At 72.2% G+C, this 19045-nt stretch carries 15 protein-coding genes; 3 read left to right on the forward strand and 12 right to left on the reverse strand.

Going from position 1 to position 19045, the window contains the following annotated elements:
- Window positions 1–61 precede the first annotated feature (61 nt).
- Complete coding sequence (locus tag ACFWRV_RS29075; RefSeq protein ID WP_384338701.1) at window positions 62–688, reverse strand: NUDIX domain-containing protein; 627 nt, start codon at window positions 686–688, stop codon at window positions 62–64.
- Between the two features lie 86 nt (window positions 689–774).
- Window positions 775–2442, reverse strand: coding sequence for a CTP synthase (locus tag ACFWRV_RS29080; protein ID WP_384338702.1), 1668 nt, complete (start codon window positions 2440–2442; stop codon window positions 775–777).
- A gap of 443 nt (window positions 2443–2885) precedes the next feature.
- Here ACFWRV_RS29080 and ACFWRV_RS29085 point away from each other — a divergent pair, with 443 nt between their 5' ends.
- Both ACFWRV_RS29085 and ACFWRV_RS29090 read left to right on the forward strand, forming a co-directional pair.
- Window positions 2886–4688, forward strand: coding sequence for a glycoside hydrolase family 15 protein (locus ACFWRV_RS29085; protein WP_384338736.1), 1803 nt, complete (start codon window positions 2886–2888; stop codon window positions 4686–4688).
- Window positions 4689–4780: 92 nt separating this feature from the next.
- Window positions 4781–5356 carry a GNAT family N-acetyltransferase gene (locus ACFWRV_RS29090; protein WP_384338703.1) on the forward strand — a complete coding sequence of 192 codons (576 nt, stop codon included), beginning with the start codon at window positions 4781–4783 and terminating at the stop codon, window positions 5354–5356.
- 24 nt (window positions 5357–5380) lie between these two features.
- On the opposite strand, the gene ACFWRV_RS29095 is transcribed toward ACFWRV_RS29090, so the two are convergent.
- Window positions 5381–6187, reverse strand: coding sequence for an aminotransferase class IV family protein (locus tag ACFWRV_RS29095; protein WP_384338704.1), 807 nt, complete (start codon window positions 6185–6187; stop codon window positions 5381–5383).
- Between the two features lie 60 nt (window positions 6188–6247).
- On the opposite strand from ACFWRV_RS29095, the gene ACFWRV_RS29100 reads away from it, so the two are divergent.
- The gene (locus ACFWRV_RS29100) at window positions 6248–6592 is read left to right on the forward strand and encodes a MerR family transcriptional regulator (RefSeq protein WP_384338705.1); all 345 of its coding nucleotides are present in this window, start codon (window positions 6248–6250) and stop codon (window positions 6590–6592) included.
- 81 nt (window positions 6593–6673) lie between these two features.
- Here the strand turns inward: ACFWRV_RS29100 and ACFWRV_RS29105 are convergent, their stop codons facing one another.
- The 9 genes from ACFWRV_RS29105 to ACFWRV_RS29145 form a co-directional block, all read right to left on the reverse strand.
- Window positions 6674–8992 (reverse strand): arylsulfatase, encoded by a 2319-nt coding sequence (locus ACFWRV_RS29105; protein WP_384338706.1) that lies wholly within the window; start codon window positions 8990–8992, stop codon window positions 6674–6676.
- Window positions 8989–10815 (reverse strand): sulfatase, encoded by a 1827-nt coding sequence (locus ACFWRV_RS29110; protein WP_384338707.1) that lies wholly within the window; start codon window positions 10813–10815, stop codon window positions 8989–8991. The genes ACFWRV_RS29105 and ACFWRV_RS29110 overlap by 4 nt, the downstream gene beginning before the upstream one ends.
- The gene (locus ACFWRV_RS29115; RefSeq protein WP_384338737.1) at window positions 10812–11633 is read right to left on the reverse strand and encodes a formylglycine-generating enzyme family protein; all 822 of its coding nucleotides are present in this window, start codon (window positions 11631–11633) and stop codon (window positions 10812–10814) included. The genes ACFWRV_RS29110 and ACFWRV_RS29115 overlap by 4 nt, the downstream gene beginning before the upstream one ends.
- A gap of 104 nt (window positions 11634–11737) precedes the next feature.
- Window positions 11738–13627 carry a dipeptide ABC transporter ATP-binding protein gene (locus ACFWRV_RS29120; RefSeq protein ID WP_384338708.1) on the reverse strand — a complete coding sequence of 630 codons (1890 nt, stop codon included), beginning with the start codon at window positions 13625–13627 and terminating at the stop codon, window positions 11738–11740.
- Entirely contained in the window at window positions 13624–14565 is a 942-nt protein-coding gene (locus ACFWRV_RS29125) for an ABC transporter permease (RefSeq protein ID WP_384338709.1), read from the reverse strand. The genes ACFWRV_RS29120 and ACFWRV_RS29125 overlap by 4 nt, the downstream gene beginning before the upstream one ends.
- Window positions 14562–15506 carry an ABC transporter permease gene (locus tag ACFWRV_RS29130; protein WP_384338710.1) on the reverse strand — a complete coding sequence of 315 codons (945 nt, stop codon included), beginning with the start codon at window positions 15504–15506 and terminating at the stop codon, window positions 14562–14564. The genes ACFWRV_RS29125 and ACFWRV_RS29130 overlap by 4 nt, the downstream gene beginning before the upstream one ends.
- Window position 15507: 1 nt before the next feature.
- On the reverse strand, window positions 15508–17124 hold the full coding sequence (locus tag ACFWRV_RS29135) for an ABC transporter substrate-binding protein (RefSeq protein WP_384338712.1): 1617 nt from the start codon (window positions 17122–17124) through the stop codon (window positions 15508–15510).
- A 291-nt stretch (window positions 17125–17415) separates the two neighbouring features.
- Window positions 17416–17487 (reverse strand): putative leader peptide, encoded by a 72-nt coding sequence (locus ACFWRV_RS29140; RefSeq protein ID WP_351768172.1) that lies wholly within the window; start codon window positions 17485–17487, stop codon window positions 17416–17418.
- Window positions 17488–17588: 101 nt separating this feature from the next.
- The gene (locus tag ACFWRV_RS29145; protein ID WP_384338714.1) at window positions 17589–18794 is read right to left on the reverse strand and encodes an ROK family protein; all 1206 of its coding nucleotides are present in this window, start codon (window positions 18792–18794) and stop codon (window positions 17589–17591) included.
- Window positions 18795–19045: the final 251 nt, after the last annotated feature.

A 19045-nucleotide genomic window follows, 5' to 3' on the forward strand; every position in this document is an offset into this window, starting at 1 on the left:
GTTTCTTCGTTTCTTCGTCTTTTGTGACCGATCGGGGGTCGGGCGGGGAACGGACCGGCCGTCAGGCCTCGAAGGGCCGGGCCGGCCAGGGCGCTTCGGCGGGGCGCAGCGAGTCGACGCCGTCGCCCGCGCGGACAGCGGTGAGCGCGAGCGCCCCGACGACCAGACAGTTGTTGTGCACGTCCCCCGCGATGGCCGAGCGGACCAGCTCGGCCAGCGGCACCCGGGCGTGTTCCATGTCGGCCTCCTCCTCGGAGACCGCGTACCGCTCGCCCTCCGCCTCGGAGAGATCACGGGCGAGGAAGATCCGCACGGCCTCGTCGCAGCCGCCGGGCGTGGGGTAGACGTCGGTCAGCACCCGCCAGTCCTCGGCCTTGACGTGCGCCTCCTCGTACAGCTCGCGCTGAGCGGCGTGCAGGGGGTTCTCGCCGGGGATGTCGAGCAGTCCGGCCGGGATCTCCCAGAGCCGGTGGCGTACCGGGTGGCGGTACTGGCGCAGCACGATGACGCGGTCCTCGTCGTCGATCGCGAGGACCGCGACGGAGCCCGGGTGGACCTGGTAGTCACGGCCGTGGACGGAGCCGTCGGGCATCACCACCTGGTCGGTGCGGACGCTGGTCTTGTTGCCGGTGAAGGGGGTCACCGTCGCGGTGACCTGCCACTCCTCGGGCGTGTCCTGGATACCCATGTGCCTACGTCCTCCCACGAACCAAAGGAAACCGGGGCACCGATCCGTACAGGATCCGTACCCCGGTCAACCGTAATGCCTCGGTGTTACGCGTCCGCGCCCTCCGCGGCGGCGACCTGGCGCGCGACGGCGGCCTTCACCAGACCCGCGAAGAGCGGGTGCGGGCGGGTCGGGCGCGAGCGCAGCTCCGGGTGCGCCTGGGTGGCGACCAGGTAGGGGTGGACCTCACGCGGGTACTCGACGTACTCGACGAGCTTGTTGTCCGGGGAGGTGCCGGAGAAGACCAGTCCGGCCTTCTTCTCCAGCTCGGACCGGTAGCCGTTGTTGACCTCGTAGCGGTGGCGGTGGCGCTCCTCCACGTACGGCTCACCGGCGTAGGCCTCGCGGACGAGGGAGCCCTCGGCGAGCTTGGCCGGGTAGAGACCGAGCCGCATGGTGCCGCCCAGGTCGCCCGCGCCCTCGACGAAGGCGAGCTGCTCCTCCATCGTCGAGATGACCGGGTGGGAGGTGGCGGCGTCGAACTCGGTGGAGTTGGCGTCGGGGATCTCGGCGAGCGAGCGGGCCGCCTCGATCACGATGCACTGGAGGCCGAGGCAGAGGCCCAGCAGCGGGACCTTGTTCTCACGGGCGTAGCGGATGGCGCCGACCTTGCCGTCGACACCGCGCTCGCCGAAGCCGCCCGGGATGCAGATCGCGTCCACGTCGCCGAGGTGCTCGGCGGCGCCGGCGGCGGTGCGGCAGTCGTCGGAGGTGACCCACTTGACCTTGACCCGGGCCTTGTTGGCGAAGCCGCCGGCACGGATCGCCTCGGTGACCGAGAGATAGGCGTCGGGCAGGTCGATGTACTTGCCCACCAGCGCGACGGTGACCTCGTGGTCGGGGTTGTGGACCCGGTCCAGCAGGTCGTCCCAGGTGGTCCAGTCGACGTCGCGGAACGGCAGGTCGAGCTTGCGCACGACGTAGGCGTCCAGGCCCTCGGTGTGCAGCACCTTGGGGATGTCGTAGATCGACTTGGCGTCGATCGCGGCCACCACGGCGGCCTCGTCGACGTCGCACATCAGCGAGATCTTGCGCTTGATGGCGGTGGGGACCTCGCGGTCGGCGCGCAGCACGATGGCGTCGGGCTGGATGCCGATGTTGCGCAGGGCGGCGACCGAGTGCTGGGTGGGCTTGGTCTTCAGCTCGCCGGAGGGGCCGATGTAGGGCAGCAGCGAGATGTGCACGACGAAGACGTTGTCCCGGCCGACCTCGTGGCGGACCTGGCGGACGGTCTCCAGGAACGGCAGCGACTCGATGTCGCCGACCGTGCCGCCGACCTCGGTGATGACGACGTCCACGTCGTCGGTGGCCATGCGGCGGATGCGGTGCTTGATCTCGTTGGTGATGTGCGGGATGACCTGGACGGTGTCGCCCAGGTACTCGCCGCGCCGCTCCTTGGCGATGACCTGGGAGTAGACCTGGCCGGTCGTCACGTTGGCGGAGCCGTCGAGGTCGACGTCGAGGAAGCGCTCGTAGTGGCCGATGTCCAGGTCGGTCTCGGCGCCGTCGTTGGTGACGAACACCTCACCGTGCTGGAAGGGGTTCATCGTGCCCGGATCGACGTTGAGGTAGGGGTCGAGCTTCTGCATGGTGACCCGCAGACCCCGCGCCTTGAGCAGGGCACCCAGGCTGGAGGCAGTCAGACCCTTGCCGAGGGAGGAGGCGACACCCCCGGTGACGAAGATGTGCTTGGTCGTCGTGGATGTGGGCTGCATAGCCAAAGGGGGCTCCCGTGGTCGCGAATCTGAGGTGCGTACCGGCCGCCGAACCGGAGATTCCGGGGGTGCCGTCGCTGCGGTTCGGGGGCCTCGTCCGCTGTCAGAGACGACCACCGGTCCACGGGCTACCAGGGTAACAGCGACGGCGGGAGGCTGCTTCCGGCCACACCCTGCACAGAGGCGTCACACCATCACCCCAGGCATTTCACGTCCCACCCGATCAGCTCAGAGATCTTGCGGGCACCGTCGCGCGGATCTTCGTGGTGCGTCGTATCCTGCTCAAACACTCGCTGCCGAGACGGCCGGGCGGCGGCACCACCCAGGCCGCCCACCGGTACAGGAACTCGTCGGATCTTCCCGGGTGAAAGACCCTACGACCCCCTTGACCCGCAGTAAGCGCCCTTTGACGGGGCGACATGGCCGTTCGACTGGAGACGCACGTGGCCGGGCGCATCGAGGATTACGCACTCATCGGAGACATGCAGACCGCTGCCCTGGTCTGCCGGGACGGCACAGCCGACTGGCTGTGCCTGCCCCGCTTCGACTCGCACGCCGTGTTCGCGGGGCTGCTGGGCACCGAGGAGCACGGCTTCTGGCGCCTGGGCCCCGCAAGAGCGGAAGGAACGGAACCAGCCTTCGCCGACCGGCGGCGTTATCGCGGCGACTCCCTCATCCTCGAATCGGAGTGGGACACGCCGCGCGGCACCGTACGGGTGACCGATTTCATGCCCCCGCGAGACGGCGCGCCGCAGCTCATCCGGATCGTGGAGGGCGTCAGCGGCCGGGTGCCGATGCGCTCGGAGCTGCGGATGCGTTTCAGCTACGGCCGGGTGACGCCGTGGGTGCACAAGGTCGACAACCGCACGGTCGCGGTCGCCGGGCCGGACTCCGTCTGGCTGGACACCGAGGCGGAGACCTACGGCCAGAATCTGACGACGTACTCCGACTTCACGGTGGCCCCCGGCGACCGGGTGGCGTTCACGATCAGCTGGCAGCCCTCGCACCACGAGCCGCCGGCCCTCCCGGAGCCGGAGAACTCGCTGGAGGCGACGGAGAACTTCTGGCGCGAATGGGTCGACCAGTGCACGTACCACGGGCCCTACCGGGAGGCGGTCGTCCGCTCCCTGATCACGCTCAAGGCCCTCACGTACGCGCCGACCGGCGGCATCGTCGCGGCCCCGACCACGTCGCTGCCCGAGGAGATCGGGGGCGTACGGAACTGGGACTACCGCTACACCTGGCTGCGGGACGCCGCGATCACCCTCTCCTCGCTGCTGCGCACCGGCTACCGGGAAGAGGCGCGTGCGTGGCGTGAGTGGCTGCTGCGGGCGGTGGCGGGCGACCCGGAGAACCTCCAGATCATGTACGGCATCGCCGGGGAGCGCGAGCTCGGCGAGGCGGAGCTGGACTGGCTGCCCGGGTACGAGAACTCCGGCCCGGTCCGCGTCGGCAACGGCGCCGCCAACCAGCTCCAGCTCGACGTCTACGGCGAGGTCACCGAGGCACTGCACCTGGCGCACATGACGGGTCTCACCCGCAACGACTACGCCATGGGCCTCCAGCTGAAGCTGATCGAGTATCTGGAGAAGCACTGGGAGGAGCCCGACGAGGGCATCTGGGAGGTGCGCGGGCCGCGCCGGCACTTCGTTCACTCGAAGGTGATGGCGTGGGTCGCGGTCGACCGGACGATCAAGCTGGTCGAGTCGGGGGACGTGGAGGGCCCTCTGGAGCGGTGGTACCAGCTGCGCGACGACATCCACCGGGACGTCCTGGAGCGCGGCTACGACAAGGAGCGCAACACCTTCACCCAGTCCTACGGGTCGAAGGAGCTGGACGCCTCCCTGCTGCTCATCCCGCAGATGGGCTTCCTGCCGCCGGACGACAAGCGGGTCATCGGCACGATCGAGGCGATCCAGCGGGAGCTGTCCACGGAGGACGGCTTCATCCTGCGCTATCCGACGGAGGGTGAGGACGCGGGCGTCGACGGTCTGGCGGGCGACGAGGGCGCGTTCCTGGCCTGCTCGTTCTGGATGGCGGACGATCTCGCGATGATCGGCCGGGTCGACGAGGCGCGGCAGCTGTTCGAGAAGCTGCTGTCGCTCCGCAACGACCTGGGGCTGCTGGCGGAGGAGTGGGACTCCAACCTCCAGCGCCAGGTGGGGAACTTCCCGCAGGCGTTCAGCCACGTTCCGCTGATCGACACGGCCCTGCGGCTGACGGCGAGCGGCGCGTACGTGGGCTGAGCTTTCACGGAGTCCCGGACCCCGCGTCCCCGTCCCTTCGGACAGGGCGCGGGGTCCGGTCGCGTTCGGGGCCGGCCGGTAGGCTGCCGCTCATGAATCCGGCCCCGACCAGCGGTGCGAGCACCGACCTCGTCGTCCTCGACGCCCGGCAGCCGGCCGCCGATCCGGAGTCGGCGGCCGCGTTCACGGCGTCGGCCCACCGGATCCTGGCGGATCTGGTCGCCGGCGGAGCCGCGCTGGGCTGGGTCGAGCCGCCTTCGCACGACGACGTGGCGGAACTCCTCGGCCGCGTCGTCTCCGAGGCGCGCGCCTCGGACGCCGCTCTGCGGGCCGCGTACCTCGGCCGCCGGCTGGTCGGACTCGGCTACTGGCGTCGCTACGCACGGCCGACGCACCGTCCGCACGCCGATCTGGAGAGGCTCGCGGTGGACGCCTCCGTCCAGGGCCGCGGCGTGGGCCGTGCGCTGGCCTCCGCGCTGATCGCCGACGCCGAGGAGGCCGGCATCGAGGTCCTCACCCTGGACGCCCGCGGCGACAACACCGGCGCGCTGGAGCTCTACCGGTCGCTCGGCTTCAGCGAATACGGCCGGCTGCCCGACTTCGTCGCCGTCGGCGAACGCCGCTACGACAAGGTGTTCCAGATGCTGGACCTGCGCCGGCCGGCCTGACCGCTGCCGGTTGCGGCCGACTGCTCAGAGCGCGGTGAGCGGCTCCGCCTCGTACGCCCGGTGGAGCGCCTGGAGGAGGCGGGGCGCGGCGGGCAGCGCGGCGGGGCCGATCCGGTGGACCGCCACGCCGGGCGTCCAGGAGTTCATGACGGCGGCTCCGGCGAGGGCGGGCAAGTCGTCCGGGGTGACGGCCGCGACCCGCTGTCGGATTCCGAGCGCGGTCAGCTGCCGGCGGACGATGCCCAGCGTCGTTCCGGTCAGGATCCGGGCCTCGGGCCACACCACTTCCTCGCCGTCCCAGAACACCAGGTTCCAGATGGTCGCCTCGCTGAAGCGGCCGTTCCGGTCCAGGAACGCGGCGTCGTCGAAGCCGTCGGCGACGGCCCGCCGGAGGAGGTGCGTCTTGGCGACCTCGCCGACGTGCTTGACGTGCGGCAGGAACCGCTCGTGCTCGACGGCGGCGAGGGCGAGCGGGCCGCCGGGGCCGGACGACGGCGGCCCGGTCCGCACGAGCAGCGCGAGGTCCCCGTCGGCCGCGGTGAACTCGCCGCTCGTCGCATAGACCGTGGCCGTCAGCGAGAGGTCGGCCGGTCCGTCGCGGAGTGCCGTACGCAGATGGGAGCGGACCAGGTCATCGGGCAGGGCCCGGCCGAACAGCTCGACCGACGCGGTCCGCAGCCGGGCCAGGTGGAGGTCGAGGCCCCGGACCCGGCCGCCGCGGATCTGCAGGGCGGTGAAGTGGGCGTGACCGGCGAAGGCGAGCGGTGCGAGGTCGTCGGTGGTCGCCGGCCGGCCGTCGAGGTGCGCGATGTGCGGGGAATCTTCGTTCATGGTCCGGACGTTAGGCCTTGACACCGGTGACAAGGTCAAGCCGGGAGGGGTGGGGGAAGCATGCTGATCGGGGAGCTGTCCCGGCGGACGGGCGTGAGCGCGCGGTCGTTGCGCTACTACGAGGCGCAGGGGCTGCTGGCGGCCCGGCGCGGGACGAACGGCTACCGCGCCTACGACGAGGACGCGATCCTGTCCGTGGCGAAGATCCGCGCGCTGCTGCGGGCCGGCCTGTCCACCGAGGTGATCCGTGAGGTGCTGCCGTGCGCCCGGGGCGAGCAGCCGGGGTTCGACTGGTGTGCGGAACTGCGGGAGATCCTGGACGGAGAACTGGCGGCGATGGACCAGCGGTTGGAGGAGCTGCGGGGCAGCCGGGGGGCGTTGGCGGGGTTGCTGGGCGAGCGGTGACGGGTGGGGGGCCGTCCGGCCCCGGGGGTCCCCGGGGCCCCTGGGTCCCGGGGCCCTGGATCCCGGGGCCGGACGGTCCGCTCACTCGAAGGCCGCCGCCGCCTCCTTGAGTACGGCGGCCACCGTTTCCGGCGCGTCGGGGCCCGGCTCGCCGGGCGTGTAGGTGACCGAGCGCAGGGCGCCCCCGTAGGGGAAGGTCCGGTGGCGCTCGAACAGGGGCCAGGAGACGGGGGACTTGCGGTCGATCCCGATGCTGATGCCCTGGAACGGCGCCATGCCGATGAGCTGGTGGACGCTGGGCGGGGTGGCCCTCACCTCTGAGTCCACGCTGACGGTGAACGACCAGCGCAGGCCCTTCTCCGCCTCGGCGGCGAGCACGACGACGTGGTCCCCCGGCGCGAGCGGGCCCGCGTCGGTCTCGTGCAGGACTCCGTACTCGTTGTACGCGAGGTGGAGCCGGCCGTCCTCCACGTACAGGCTGTAGCCGCCGCCCTGGTCGCCGTGGGAGACGAGCACCCCCTCCCCCGTCCCGTCGATGACGACGGTGATCTCGAAGGAGCGCAGCGACACCAGCCGGGAGGAGCGGTAGCGCTCCAGTTCCGGGGTGCCGGGCAGCAGGGTCAGCTGACGGGTCAGCCGTTGTTCGGCGGGGTTGCGGCGGGCGAGCGCGCCGCTGCCGTCGGGGAGCGGGAAGACCCCGTTGCGCCAGGCTGCCGCCTCCCAGGCCGCCGACAACTCGCTGACCACGTGCGGGCGTTCGGCGGCCAGGTCGTGGATCTCGGTGGGGTCGGTCCGGATGTCGTACAGCGCCCACTCGGAGTCGTCGTAGGGCGTGCCGGGTCGGTGGAGGGTGACGAGCTTGTGGCCGCCCCGGTAGTAGCTGCGGTTGCCGGTCATCTCGCAGTACTGCTCGGGGTGGGTGGAGGCGTGGTCCGGGTCGGCGAGTACGGGGGTGAAGCTGGTGCCGTCCGCTTCCTGGAGGGTGACGCCGCGGCGCTCGGCCGGGCGGTCGAGTCCGGCGAGCCGCAACAGGGTGGGGGCGATGTCGGTGACGTACTGGTACTGCGGGCGCACCCCGGGGGCCAGCTTCCCCTCGCGGGCGCCCTTCGGCCAGGACAGGACGAACGGGACGCGGACCCCGCCGGCGTACGTATGCCCCTTGTACAGCCGGAACGGGGTGTTGGAGGCCATGCCCCAGCCGCGCGGGTAGTGGACCAGGCTGCGCGGGCCGCCGATGAGTTCGGGGTCGCGGTCGACGTCGGGGGTCCAGTCGCCGGGCAGCGCGGGGTGGTGGACGAAGCGGCTGAAGTAGGAGCGGGTGCCTTCCGCGCCGCCTTCGCCGGTGCCGCCGTTGTCGGAGGTGAAGACGATGATGGTGTTGTCGAGTTCGCCGAGCGCTTCGAGGGTGTCGGTGAGCCGGGCCAGGTTCTGGTCGATGTTGTCGACGAGCGCCGCGTACACCTCCATGTAGCGGGCGTAGAGCCGCTGTTGCTCCGGGGTGAGGCTGTCCCAGGCCGGGACGTCGAGGCCGGCCTCGCTGTTGCGGTCGGGCAGTTCGGTGCCGGGCGGCAGAAGTCCGGCGGCGAGCTGGGCGGCGAAGCGGCGTGTGCGCAGGACGTCCCAGCCCTCGTCGTAGCGGCCCCGGTGGCGGGCGATGTCCTCGGGCTTGGCCTGGAGCGGGCCGTGGACGGCGTTGTGGGCCAGGTAGAGGAAGAACGGCTTGTCGGGGTCGTGGGCGCGCAGCGACTTGACCATGGAGATCGCCTGGTCGGTGATGTCGTCGGTGTAGTAGTAGTCGTCGGCGAAGTCGTCGATGTCCAGGGGGCTGTTGTCGCGGACGAGCTGGTGCGGGTGGAAGAGGCTGGTGAGGCCTTCGAGGACGCCGTAGTACCGGTCGAAGCCCTTGTTCAGCGGCCAGTTGTCCCGGTCGTCGGCGGCGTTGGAGGCGGAGTCGCGGACCAGGTGCCACTTGCCGACGGCGTACGTGGCGTAGCCGGTGTCGTGGAGCAGTTCGGCGAGGGTGGGGATGTCGTCGGCGATCTCCATGCCGTAACCGGGGAAGCCCGGGTCGGAGTTGGCGACCATGGCGTAGCCGACGCGGTGCGGGTTGAGGCCGGTGAGCAGGGCGGCGCGGGCCGGGGAGCAGAGCGGCATGGTGTGGTAGTTGGAGAGCCGTACGCCGTTCTCGGCGAGCCCGTCGAGCGTCGGCGTGGCGATCTCGGAGCCGAAGGGGCCGATGTCGCTGTAGCCCATGTCGTCGACGAGGACGACGACGATGTTGGGGGCTTTCGCGTCTGCGGTGGGGCGCGGCGGCCAGGAAGGCTCGGACTCGGCGAACGTGCGGCCGATCCGGCCGGGGAAGCCGTCGTAGGGGTCGCGTCGGGTGGGTTCGGTGGTCATCGGCGGGGCTCTCCGTCACGGCTCGGGTGGTGGTCGTCGGGCAGCGGGAAAAGTCGGGCCAGTTCCTCGGCCACGGCGGTGAGCTGGGCCCGTGCGGGGTGGCCGGTGAAGGCGGCGATCTGGAGGAGGGTGGAGCCGCCCCGGACGGTCAGCAGCTCGGTGTCGAGCAGCCCGGGCACGATCCGGCGGACGGCGTCGGCGGCGACGGGATCCGCGAGCAGTTCGGCCAGCGGGGTACGGAGGTTGACCGCGCCTTCGATGAACTCGTCCGAGCGGGCGGCGGTTTGGCGTCCGGCCTCGGCCCGGTCGCGCTGGGCGTCGACCAGCAGATGCGCCTCGGTGACCTCCTCGGGGGTGCGCGGGAGACCCAGGCGGGCGTACTGGTCGGCGGGGGCGTCGTTCTCCCGCAGCCCTTCCACCAGCAGCCGGAGCATGCGCAGTTCGACCGCGTCGTCGGTGATCGGCTGCTCCTGGTGCGGGTCGGCCGCCAGGTCGAAGAGGAGTGTGCCGAAGCGCTGCGGGCCCAGGAGCGGGGACGGGTGGGCCGGGATGCGCAGGGTGGGCACGCCCTTGGTGAAGGGGAACGGTTCGGCCAGGGTGAGGCCGGTCAGCTCCTCGGGGGTGAAGCGGCCGCGGATGCGGGTGGGCATCAGCGTGTGCTCGTACAGCGGCTGGTTGGTGCCGTCGTGGCAGGCCCGCATGTAGACGTACCGCCCGTCGGTGACGTTCACATGTCCGCCGAACATCCCGAACAGTGCCGCGCCCCTGCTCTGTTGGGCGTCGGCGGTCTCCCGAAGCGGGCGGCCCCGCATGTCCGGCGGGATCTCGGCCCCGAAGAAGTCCAGCAGGGTCGGCGCGAGGTCGACGGTCTGGACGAGAGCGCCGTCGCGGGTGCCGTCCCGGTCCGGGCGGCGCGGGTCGTGGACGAAGAGCGGGGTGTGGACCAGCTCGTTGTACCAAGGGGTGACGACCTTCGCCCACCAGCCCTTCTCGCCGAGCAGATACCCGTGGTCGGTGCAGACGATCAGCAGCGTGTCGTCCCACAGTCCGTGTCCGTCCATCGCGTCGAGGACCCGGCCGAGCGAGTGGTCGCACATCGAGAGCAGCGCCGCGTACTCGTAGCGGGCGTGGCTCTCCTGCTCCTCGGTCTCGGTGACCCGGTTGTAGTCGGGCCAGTCGAAGTGCGGGCCGTCGTAGTCGTGCGGGTAGAGGTCCTTGTAGTGGTCCTGTGTGAAGAAGGGTTCGTGGGGGTCGAAGGTCTCGATCTGGACGAACCAGTCGTCCTCGGTGTGGTTGGTGCGCAGGAACTCCAGTCCGGCGTCGAAGGTGAGGGTCTGCGGCTGCTTGGCCTCGGTGTCCAGGTGTTGCCGGTTGACCCAGTCCTGCCGCCAGAGGTCGCTCCGGGCGGCGCGCAGGTTCGCCGGGATCTCCGGGTCGGCGACCTGGCCCTTCCAGGGGTCGCCCTCCTGGCCCCGGAAGAACTCCCAGGAGTTGTACCGGCCGTGGTAGGTGGCCCCGCCGTCCTCCCAGTAGTGCTGGTGGTCGCTGACGAGGTGGGTGTAGACGCCGCGCCGCTTCAGGATCTCAGGCATCGAGTCGTCGAACGGCTCCAGCGGTCCCCAGCCCCGGTGCAGGAAGTTGTGGCGCCCGGTGTGCAGTTCGCGGCGGGCCGGCATGCACGGCATGGAGCCCGCGTGGCACTGGTCGTAGGTGACCGTACGGTCCGCCAGGCGGGCGAAGTTGGGGGCGTGGATCCAGTCGGCCCCGTACGGCGGGAGCAGGTGCCGGTTGAGGCTGTCGAACATCACCATGACGGCCTTCACGGGGTGTTCCGTCCCTTCGGGGCCAGGTCTCGGGCGCGGCGGAAGCCGCCGTGTCCGGTCGAGGAGTCGGGGGTGTTGTGCGATCGGGCCGCGACCCGGTAGCGGTTGCAGTACGAGGCGTGGCACAGGTACGAGCCGCCCCGGATGACGCGTGTCCCGGGTCCGAAGGCGTCCGCGCACCACTCCCAGACGTTGCCGGAAGTGTTGTGGAGCCCGTGGCCGTTGGGTTCGTACGCGGTGACGGGCACGGTGCCGGTGCGGCCCCCGGGGCGCTCCGAGCGGTGCGGGAAACGGCCGCGCCAGATGTTGCACATCTCCCGGCCGTCGGGGGTGAGGTCGTCGCCCCACGGATAGCGCGCCCCGTCCAGGCCGCCGCGTGCCGCGTACTCCCACTCGGCCTCGGTGGGCAGCCGGGTCCCGGTCCAGTCGCAGTAGGCCAGGGCGTCGTCGTACGAGACGTGGACGACCGGGTGGTCGGCCCGGTCGGCGAGGCCGGAGCCCGGTCCTTCCGGGGCGTCCCAGGTCGCGCCCGCGACCCCGAACCACCAGGGCGCGCCGGGCACCCGCCCCAGGAGGTGGCGCTCGGCGGCCTTCGGGTGGACCAGCAGGTGGAAGACGTAGCTGCTGCCGTGGCGTTCGGCGTCGGTGCGGTAGCCGGTGGCGGCCGCGAAGGCCGCCCAGTCGGCGTTGGTGACGGCGGTCGTGTCGATGGCGAAGGGGGCCACGGTGACGTCCCGTACGGGCCCCTCCCGGTCGGCGAGGTACCCCTCGCCGAAGGCGTCGCCCATCCGGAAGGTCCCGCCGGGCAGTTCGGCCATCTCGCCGGGCGCGGCGGCGGCCGACCGGCGTACCGCCGGGAGGGGCAGGACGGCCGTCGCGCGCGCCGATCCCGTACCGGCGCGTCCCGGAGCGCAGCAGGCGTTCACGCGAGCACCTCGGTCTTCCCGATCGCGGGCTGTACGGGTACGGGCTCGGGTGCTGCCGCCAACAGGGCCCGGGTGTACGGGTCCTGGGGGTGTTCGCAGATCTCGTCGGCGCTGCCGGTCTCCACGATCCGGCCCCGGTGCATGACCGCGATGCGGTGACTGACCTGGCGGACGACGGCGAGGTCGTGGGCGATGAAGACCAGGGCCAGGCCCAGGTCCCGCTGGAGGTCGGTGAGCAGGCCGACGATCTGGGCCTGCACGGACACGTCGAGCGCGGAGACGGGTTCGTCGCAGATGAGGACGGACGGGTCGGGGGCGAGCGCCCGGGCGATGCCGATGCGCTGACGCTGGCCGCCGGAGAACGAGCGCGGGTGCCGGTCGGCGACGGCCGGGTCGAGTCCGGCGAGGGTGAGCAGCTCGGCCACCCGGGCCGCCCGCTCGTCCCGGTCGCCGAGGCCGAAGGCGATGAGCGGCTCGGCCACGATCTGCCCCACGGTCATACGGGGGTTGAGGGAGGCGTAGGGGTCCTGGAACACCATCTGGACCTGCCGGCGCACCGTGTGCAGCTCGCGCCGCGAGGGCCGGGTGACGTCCTCGCCGCGCAGTCGCAGCGTGCCCCCGTCCGAGGGGTGGGCGTGCGCGAGGACCCGGGCCAGGGTCGACTTCCCCGAGCCGGACTCCCCCACGATCCCCAGGGTCTCCCCCTCGGCCAGGGTCAGCGACACCCCGTCCAGCGCGGTGAACCCCCTCCCCCGGACCCCGCGCCGCCGGTAGGTCTTGACCAGCCCGTCCGCCGCCAGCACCACGGGCCCGGGCGCGGGCCGGTCGATGCGGGCGGGCGGCGCGGGCGCGGGCAGCGGATCGGTGCGCCCGGCGGCGGGCAGGCAGGCGGCCCGTACGCCGCCGGGCAGCTCGACGAGCGGCGGCGTCCCCGTACGGCAGCGGTCCTCGACGAGCGTGCACCGCTCCGCGAAGGCGCAGCCGTCGCCGAGCAGCGCGAGGTCGGGCGGGGTGCCGGGGATGCCGGTGAGCCGGGTGCCGGAGGGCGAGGAGAGCCGGGGCACGGCGGCGAGGAGGCCCGCGGTGTACGGGTGGCGGGGGCGGGCGAGCACCTCGGCGGTGGGCCCGTCCTCCACGGCGGTGCCGCCGTACATGACGAGGACACGTGCGCAGGAGCGGGCGACGACGCCCATGTTGTGGGTGATGAGGACGAGCGCGGTGCCGGTGTCCCGGTTGAGGTCGGCGAGGAGGCTGAGGATCTGCTCCTGGACGGTGGCGTCCAGCGCGGTGGTCGGTTCGTCGGCCAGCAGGATGTCCGGTTCGCCGGCCAGGGCCATCGCGATGAGGATGCGCTGGCGCTGCCCGCCGGAGAACTGGTGCGGGTGGTCGTCGATACGCCGGTGGGGTTCGGGGATGCCGACCCGGTCCAGCAGGTCGACCGCGCGGGCCCGGCGGGCGGCGCGGGCACCCTTGCCCCTCTGTCGGCCGCCGTGGGCTCGCAGCACCTCGTCCAGGTGGCGGCCGACGCTCAGCACCGGGTTCAGGGCCGTCATCGGGTCCTGGAAGATCATGCCGATGCGCGCGCCGCGCACCGCCCGCAGCTCCTCGTCGGTGGCGGCGGCGAGGTCCTGGCCGTCCAGGAGGACGGAGCCGGTGGCGATGCGGCCGGTGCCGGGGAGCATCCGGGTCAGGGCGAGCGCGGTGGTGGACTTGCCCGAGCCGGACTCGCCGACGACGGCGAGGGTCTCGCCCCGGCGGAGGGTGAAGGAGAGGCCGCGCACGGCGTGCAGGGGCGAGCCGTCGGGGCCGGTGAAGTCGACGCCGAGGTCGCGGACTTCGAGCAGGTGGCGGGGCGGCCGCGAGGAGGCGGAGTCCGGTGCGGTCATCGGCGTGTCTCCCGGTTGAGCGCCTCGGCGATGAGCGAGAGTCCGAGGACGAGCGCGGTCACGGTGATCAGCGGCCCGGCGGCGAAGTGCGGGGCCTGGTCGAGGTAGGGCATCGACTGGCTCAGGACGGAGCCGAGCGTCGGCTCCGGCGGCCGGACGCCCACGCCGAGGAAGCTCATCGCGCCCTCGATGAAGACGGCGACGGTCAGCGACACGGCGATCTGGACGATCAGCGGGTCGGCGGCGTTGGGCAGGATGTGCCGGACGAGCACCCGGGGGCCCGAACTGCCCCCGACCCGGGCTGCGGTGACGTACTCCCGCTCCCGCTGGACGAGGATCCCGCCGCGCAGCAGCCGCCCGAACGCGGGGATCTCGGCGAGCGCGATGACCAGGACGACGGGCAGCCGGCCCGGCCCGAGGATCGCGGTGACGGCGAGCGCGAGGATCAGGCCGGGGAAGGCCAGGATGAGGTCGAAGACCCGCTGGACGAGCGTGTCGGCGACCGGGTGGGCCGCCGCGGCCAGGGCGGACAGGCAGCCGAGCACCGCGCCGACGGGGACGGCGATCGCGATGATCCCGAGGTCGGCGCGGATGCCGTACAGCACCCGGCTGAGCAGGTCGCGCCCGAGGTCGTCGGTGCCGAGTGGATGCCCGGGGGTGCCGAGGGCGGCGAGGCTCTGGCCGCTCTGGTCGGTGGGCCCGTGCCCGGCCAGCAGCGGGGCGAGCAGACCGGCGAGGACGACCACGCCGACGAGGACCAGGCCCGTCCGGGCGCGGGCGGTGGCGAGGGCGGCGCGGTAGGGGTGGCGGGGGCGGCGGGCGGCCGTGGGCCGGGCCGGTTTCCGCGGGCCGTCGGGCAGCGCCTCCTTCCGCGGGCTGTCGGGCAGGGCCTCCGGGGAGGCCGGGGCGAGGTCGGGGGTCGAGGTCATGGCGGTCACTCCCACCTGATCCGGGGGTCGAGCCAGGCGTAGACGAGGTCGGTGAGCAGTTGGACGACGACGAAGACGGCGACCAGGAGGAGCAGCAGGTCCTGGACGACGGGGTAGTCGCGGCGCTGGAGGCCCTGTTCGGCGAGCTGGCCGAGGCCCGGCCAGGCGAAGATCGCCTCGACCAGAACGGCTCCGCCGAGCAGGTGTCCGGTCTGCATGCCGAGGAGGGTGACGACGGGCGGGAGGGCGTTCGGCAGCGCGTGCCGCCACAGCAGCCGGCGCGGGGCGACTCCGGCGGCGGTGGCGGTGCGGATGTAGTCCTCGGCCAGCGCCCGCTCGATCCCGTCCTTGAGGTAGCGGCCGAGGACGGCGGCGCTGGGCAGCGCGAGGCAGAGCGCGGGCAGCAGCAGGTACTGGGCGGCGAGGTCGGGGGCGTCGAGGAAGGCCACCCGGCCACCCGGCGGCAGCACGCCGAGGACCACGGCGAACAGCACGACGAGGAGCACTCCGCTGACGAACGGCGGCACGGCGAGCGCGGCGGTCGTGGTGACGCGGATCGCGCTGCGGATCCAGCGGCTGCGGGAGGTGGCCCCGAGGATGCCGAAGGCAGCACCGAGCACGATGACGAACAGCAGCGCGGCCACGGTCAGTTCGGCGGTCGCGCCGAGCCCGTCGCCGATCAGGTCGGAGACCTGGCCGCCGATCGCGTACGAGGGCCCGAGGTCGCCGGTGAGCAGGGAGCCGATCCAGTGCGCGTACTGGGTCATCAGGGGCGCGTCGAGGCCGAGCCGGTCGCGGATCGCGGCGACGGTGGCCGGGGAGGCGTCCGGCCCGGCGAGGGAGGTCGCGGGGTCGCCGGGGACGAGCCGCAGGATGGTGAAGACGAGGAAGGAGGCGGCGAACAGGACGAGGAGGGCGGAGGGCAGCCGCCTCAGCAGGTAGCTGCGCATGTCACACCAGGTAGGCGTCGTCGAGGTTGAGATAGGAGAACTTGTTCTGGGTGACGCCGCGCAGCCGGTCGGCGCTGACCTCGACCTGGCCGCGTACGACGAGGTCGATGATGAACGCCTCCTCCAGCAGGATGCCGGAGATCTTCTCGTGCAGGGCGTTGGCCGCCGCCGCGCTCGGCTCCGGCTTCGTCCAGGCCTCCCGGACGACCTTCGTGTACGCCGCCGAGCGGTACTTGGAGGTGTTCTTGGCCTCGTTGAACGGATACGCGCTCACCGCGAGCGTGGACGGCTGGACCTGGGCGAACCCGTGGCCCATGGACCACAGCGCGGGCATCTGCTGCGAGATCAGCTTCTTCTGCGCGTTGGCCCCGTCGGTCGGCTCCAGCGTGACGTGCACGCCGATCTGCTCGAGGTCGTACTGGATGGACTCGGCGATGGCCGTCTCGCCGGGCAACGCGATGTGCAGCAGCGGGAGTTCGAGCCTGCGGTGACCGGCGGACCGCAGCAGCTCGCGCGCCTTGCCGGGGCTGTGGGTGTAGTGGGTGCGGTGGGACTCACCGAAGGCGGGCGAGGACTTGGGCCACGGGGCGGCCGAGGCGATTCCGTAGCCGCCGAGCGTCTGGGCGAGGAGCCGCTCGCGGTCGACGGCCCAGGCGAGGGCCTGGCGGACCGTCCGGTCGTTCAGCGGGGCGACGGTGGTGTTGACGCCGAGGTAGACCGCGCCCGCTCCGGTGTCGTAGTCGACGATCTTCAGCCGGGGGTCGCTCTTGACGACGCCCAGGCTCTTGCCGGGCACGTGGAAGGAGAGCTGGGACTGGCCGGAGCGCAGGGACGAGATCAGCGCGTCGGCCTGGGGTATGACGCGCAGTTCGACACCGTCGAGGTAGGGACGGTCCGGCTGCCAGTACCGGTCGTTGCGGGTCAGGGTCAGGCCGGAGCCGGGGCTCCACTTCTTCAGCCGGAACGGCCCGGTTCCGATGAGCTTCTTTCCGCTGACGGCGTCCTCGACGGTCTTCTCATCCGTGATGATCATGAATTCGAAGAGGTCGAAGAGGTTGTTCACCGGGTGGGCGAGCTTCAGGACCAGCTCGTGGTCACCGCGCTTCTCGAAACCGGTGATCGCGGCGGCCGTGCTGCGCAACTGGGCCGCCCGGACCGGGTTCTGGAGGTTCTTCACGGCGAAGATCACGTCGTCGGCGGTGAAGGCCCGGCCGTCGTGGAAGGTCACGTCGTCGCGGAGTCGCAGCGTGATGCCGCGCCCGTCCTTCGCGTACGTCCAGGAGGTGGCGAGCTCCGGCCGGGGGGTGAGGTCGTCGTCGTAGCGGGTCAGGGTGTTGTAGATCAGCCGCTGCTGGAGGGACTGGCCGCTCTGGGCGAAGAGCAGGGCGGGGGTGAAGTCGGCGTTGACGGCGACGCTGAGGATGCCGCCGCGCCGGGGTGCGCCGCCGGACTCCTTCGGGTCGGACGAGGCCTCGGAGACCGCCGAGCGGCAGCCCGCCAGACCCAGTCCGAGCAGCAGGGAGCCGCCGCCCGCGGCGCGCAGGGCGGTGCGCCGGGAGGGCCCGGCGGGCGGGGGCGGAAGCGGGGACGGGGGCGAGGTGGGGTACAGCTCGGTCATCGGAAGCCTGCCTGTGAGTAATTAATTCCGCTGCGGGAGCAATTGAGTGACGGCGGGGCGCGGGGGTACGGCGACAGCGACGGTGTCGAGCGCCGGCAGCGCCGGCGGTCGGAGCGAGGGTGAGGACGAGGACGAAGGCCCAGGGCGTACGGGGGTGACGCGGAGCGGCACGGAGGTCGGACCGCCGACGGACGTACGGGAAGCTCTCGGATCTCAGCGAACGTCAGGACGCGAGCGCGAGGTCACACGTGCGCGGGGACCCGGAGGCGCGGAGGGCGCGGGGATCCGGTGTCAGATGCGGACGGCACAGACCGCGCTGGCCTGTCGACAGAGGTCGACGTGCCTGCGGGAGATGAGGCGCATGTCCGGGTTCACGGGAGCAATATGACAGTGGCTTCGGCGAGAGGTCAACCCGGTCTGTCCGGATCCTGGTACGAAATCCCGTCCTGATCCGTTACGCACGCCTACCGTTCGAACGCGGTCAAAGGGCTCCTGAACAGCGGATTCAGCAGAATCGTGCCTCCGGCGACGGGCAGGACGGTCATCCCGGCATGCGGACTCACGATCCGCTCGGGGTCCCCGCAGACATGGGACAGATCGACCGCGGCGCCCCGGATCTCCTCCAGGTACTCGGGGTTGAGCAGGCTGGAGTGCTCGGTGACCACGACCAGGTCGGGGTTGAGGACGTCGAGCAGCAGAGCGGTGGCCCGGCCCACCGCGCGGGCCCGCTCGCGCAGCAGCCGGTCCGCCCGCCGGTCACCGGCCGCCGCCGCGTCCACCAGCAGGAACACATCGGGCTCCGGCACGATCCCGCGCCGCACGGCGGTCCGGCCGACGGCCACGTTGGAGGCCGTCGCCTCCAGGCAGCCGGTGCGCCCGCAGGGGCAGGCGACCGTCGAGTCGGGCACGGGCAGATGGGCGACGTCCCCGGCTCCGGAACCCGGGCCCTGGTGAACCACCCCGGCGATGCCCAGGGCCGCGTCGACGACGTTGCCGATGAAGAGGTGGACCAGGCTGCGGCGCGCCGCCGAGTGCCCGAAGAGGATCTCGGACTGGGCGATGGCGCGGGCGTGGTTGTCGATGCGGACGTCGATTCCGCCCAGGCCGCGGGAGAGTTCGGCGGCGAGCGGCCGTTGGTGCCAGCCCAGCGCGTCGTGCCGTACCGCCGTGCCGAGCGCCGGATCGACCCAGCCGCCGAGCGCCGCGCCGACCCCCAGCAGCCGGCGGCCCCGGACGGAGTCGGCGAGGAACTCCCGCAGTCCGCCGACGACTCGGCCCGACAGATCACCGGGAGCGATCCCGTCGTGCGGGAAGGTGCGGCGGGCCAGCAGCCGTCCGCGCAGGTCCAGCAGGCCGAACGTCGATCCGGGCACCCCGATGTGGACTCCGCCCGCCACCGGCCCTCCGCCCTCCCCGGTGTTCAGGTCGACCGGGATCTGGGGTCTGCCGACGCCGCTGCTCTCCACCAGCTCGGGCAACTCCCGTACCAGGCCGAGGCGGACCAGGTCGGTGCACTGACGCGACACGGCGGCCGGGCTGAGCCCGGAGAGGGCGGCGATCGACCGGCGGGCGACGGGTCCCCGGTCGAGCACCGTACGCAGGACGGTCGCGGCGTTGGCCTCGCGGCGGCCGTCGCCGGCGGTCCGGAGGAGCTGGGGAGCGGCGGTCATGGGGGCCTTCCTTCGGTCCTGCGCCACGGGGACGCTCGCATACGTTACGGCGGCGTGAAATCGCGCGGGACCCGCGCCCGGTGACCGGGCGGATCGGCGAACCCGTCCGAAACCGTGGAGATAACTGCTGGTCAGAGGTGTTCCCGCGGTGTGGGATCGGACGGGTCCCCGCCCCCGCGCAAGCGCCGATTCAACCACCGCCGATGCCGGTCCGGGACCCGGGCGGGTGCTTGACGCCCGCCGTGGGGCGC

The sequence above is a fragment of the Streptomyces sp. NPDC058576 genome (genome assembly GCF_042718715.1).
Classification (GTDB): Bacteria; Actinomycetota; Actinomycetes; order Streptomycetales; family Streptomycetaceae; genus Streptomyces.

What these genes read in the sequence shown, in the direction of transcription:
- ACFWRV_RS29105 (WP_384338706.1), bottom strand. Translation starts at nt 8,992, where the DNA reads ATGACCACCGAACCCACCCGACGCGACCCCTACGACGGCTTCCCCGGC.
- ACFWRV_RS29100 (WP_384338705.1), top strand. Translation starts at nt 6,248, where the DNA reads ATGCTGATCGGGGAGCTGTCCCGGCGGACGGGCGTGAGCGCGCGGTCG.
- ACFWRV_RS29130 (WP_384338710.1), bottom strand. Translation starts at nt 15,506, where the DNA reads ATGCGCAGCTACCTGCTGAGGCGGCTGCCCTCCGCCCTCCTCGTCCTG.
- ACFWRV_RS29075 (WP_384338701.1), bottom strand. Translation starts at nt 688, where the DNA reads ATGGGTATCCAGGACACGCCCGAGGAGTGGCAGGTCACCGCGACGGTG.
- ACFWRV_RS29145 (WP_384338714.1), bottom strand. Translation starts at nt 18,794, where the DNA reads ATGACCGCCGCTCCCCAGCTCCTCCGGACCGCCGGCGACGGCCGCCGC.
- ACFWRV_RS29080 (WP_384338702.1), bottom strand. Translation starts at nt 2,442, where the DNA reads ATGCAGCCCACATCCACGACGACCAAGCACATCTTCGTCACCGGGGGT.
- ACFWRV_RS29095 (WP_384338704.1), bottom strand. Translation starts at nt 6,187, where the DNA reads ATGAACGAAGATTCCCCGCACATCGCGCACCTCGACGGCCGGCCGGCG.
- ACFWRV_RS29120 (WP_384338708.1), bottom strand. Translation starts at nt 13,627, where the DNA reads ATGACCGCACCGGACTCCGCCTCCTCGCGGCCGCCCCGCCACCTGCTC.
- ACFWRV_RS29115 (WP_384338737.1), bottom strand. Translation starts at nt 11,633, where the DNA reads ATGGCCGAACTGCCCGGCGGGACCTTCCGGATGGGCGACGCCTTCGGC.
- ACFWRV_RS29135 (WP_384338712.1), bottom strand. Translation starts at nt 17,124, where the DNA reads ATGACCGAGCTGTACCCCACCTCGCCCCCGTCCCCGCTTCCGCCCCCG.
- ACFWRV_RS29090 (WP_384338703.1), top strand. Translation starts at nt 4,781, where the DNA reads ATGAATCCGGCCCCGACCAGCGGTGCGAGCACCGACCTCGTCGTCCTC.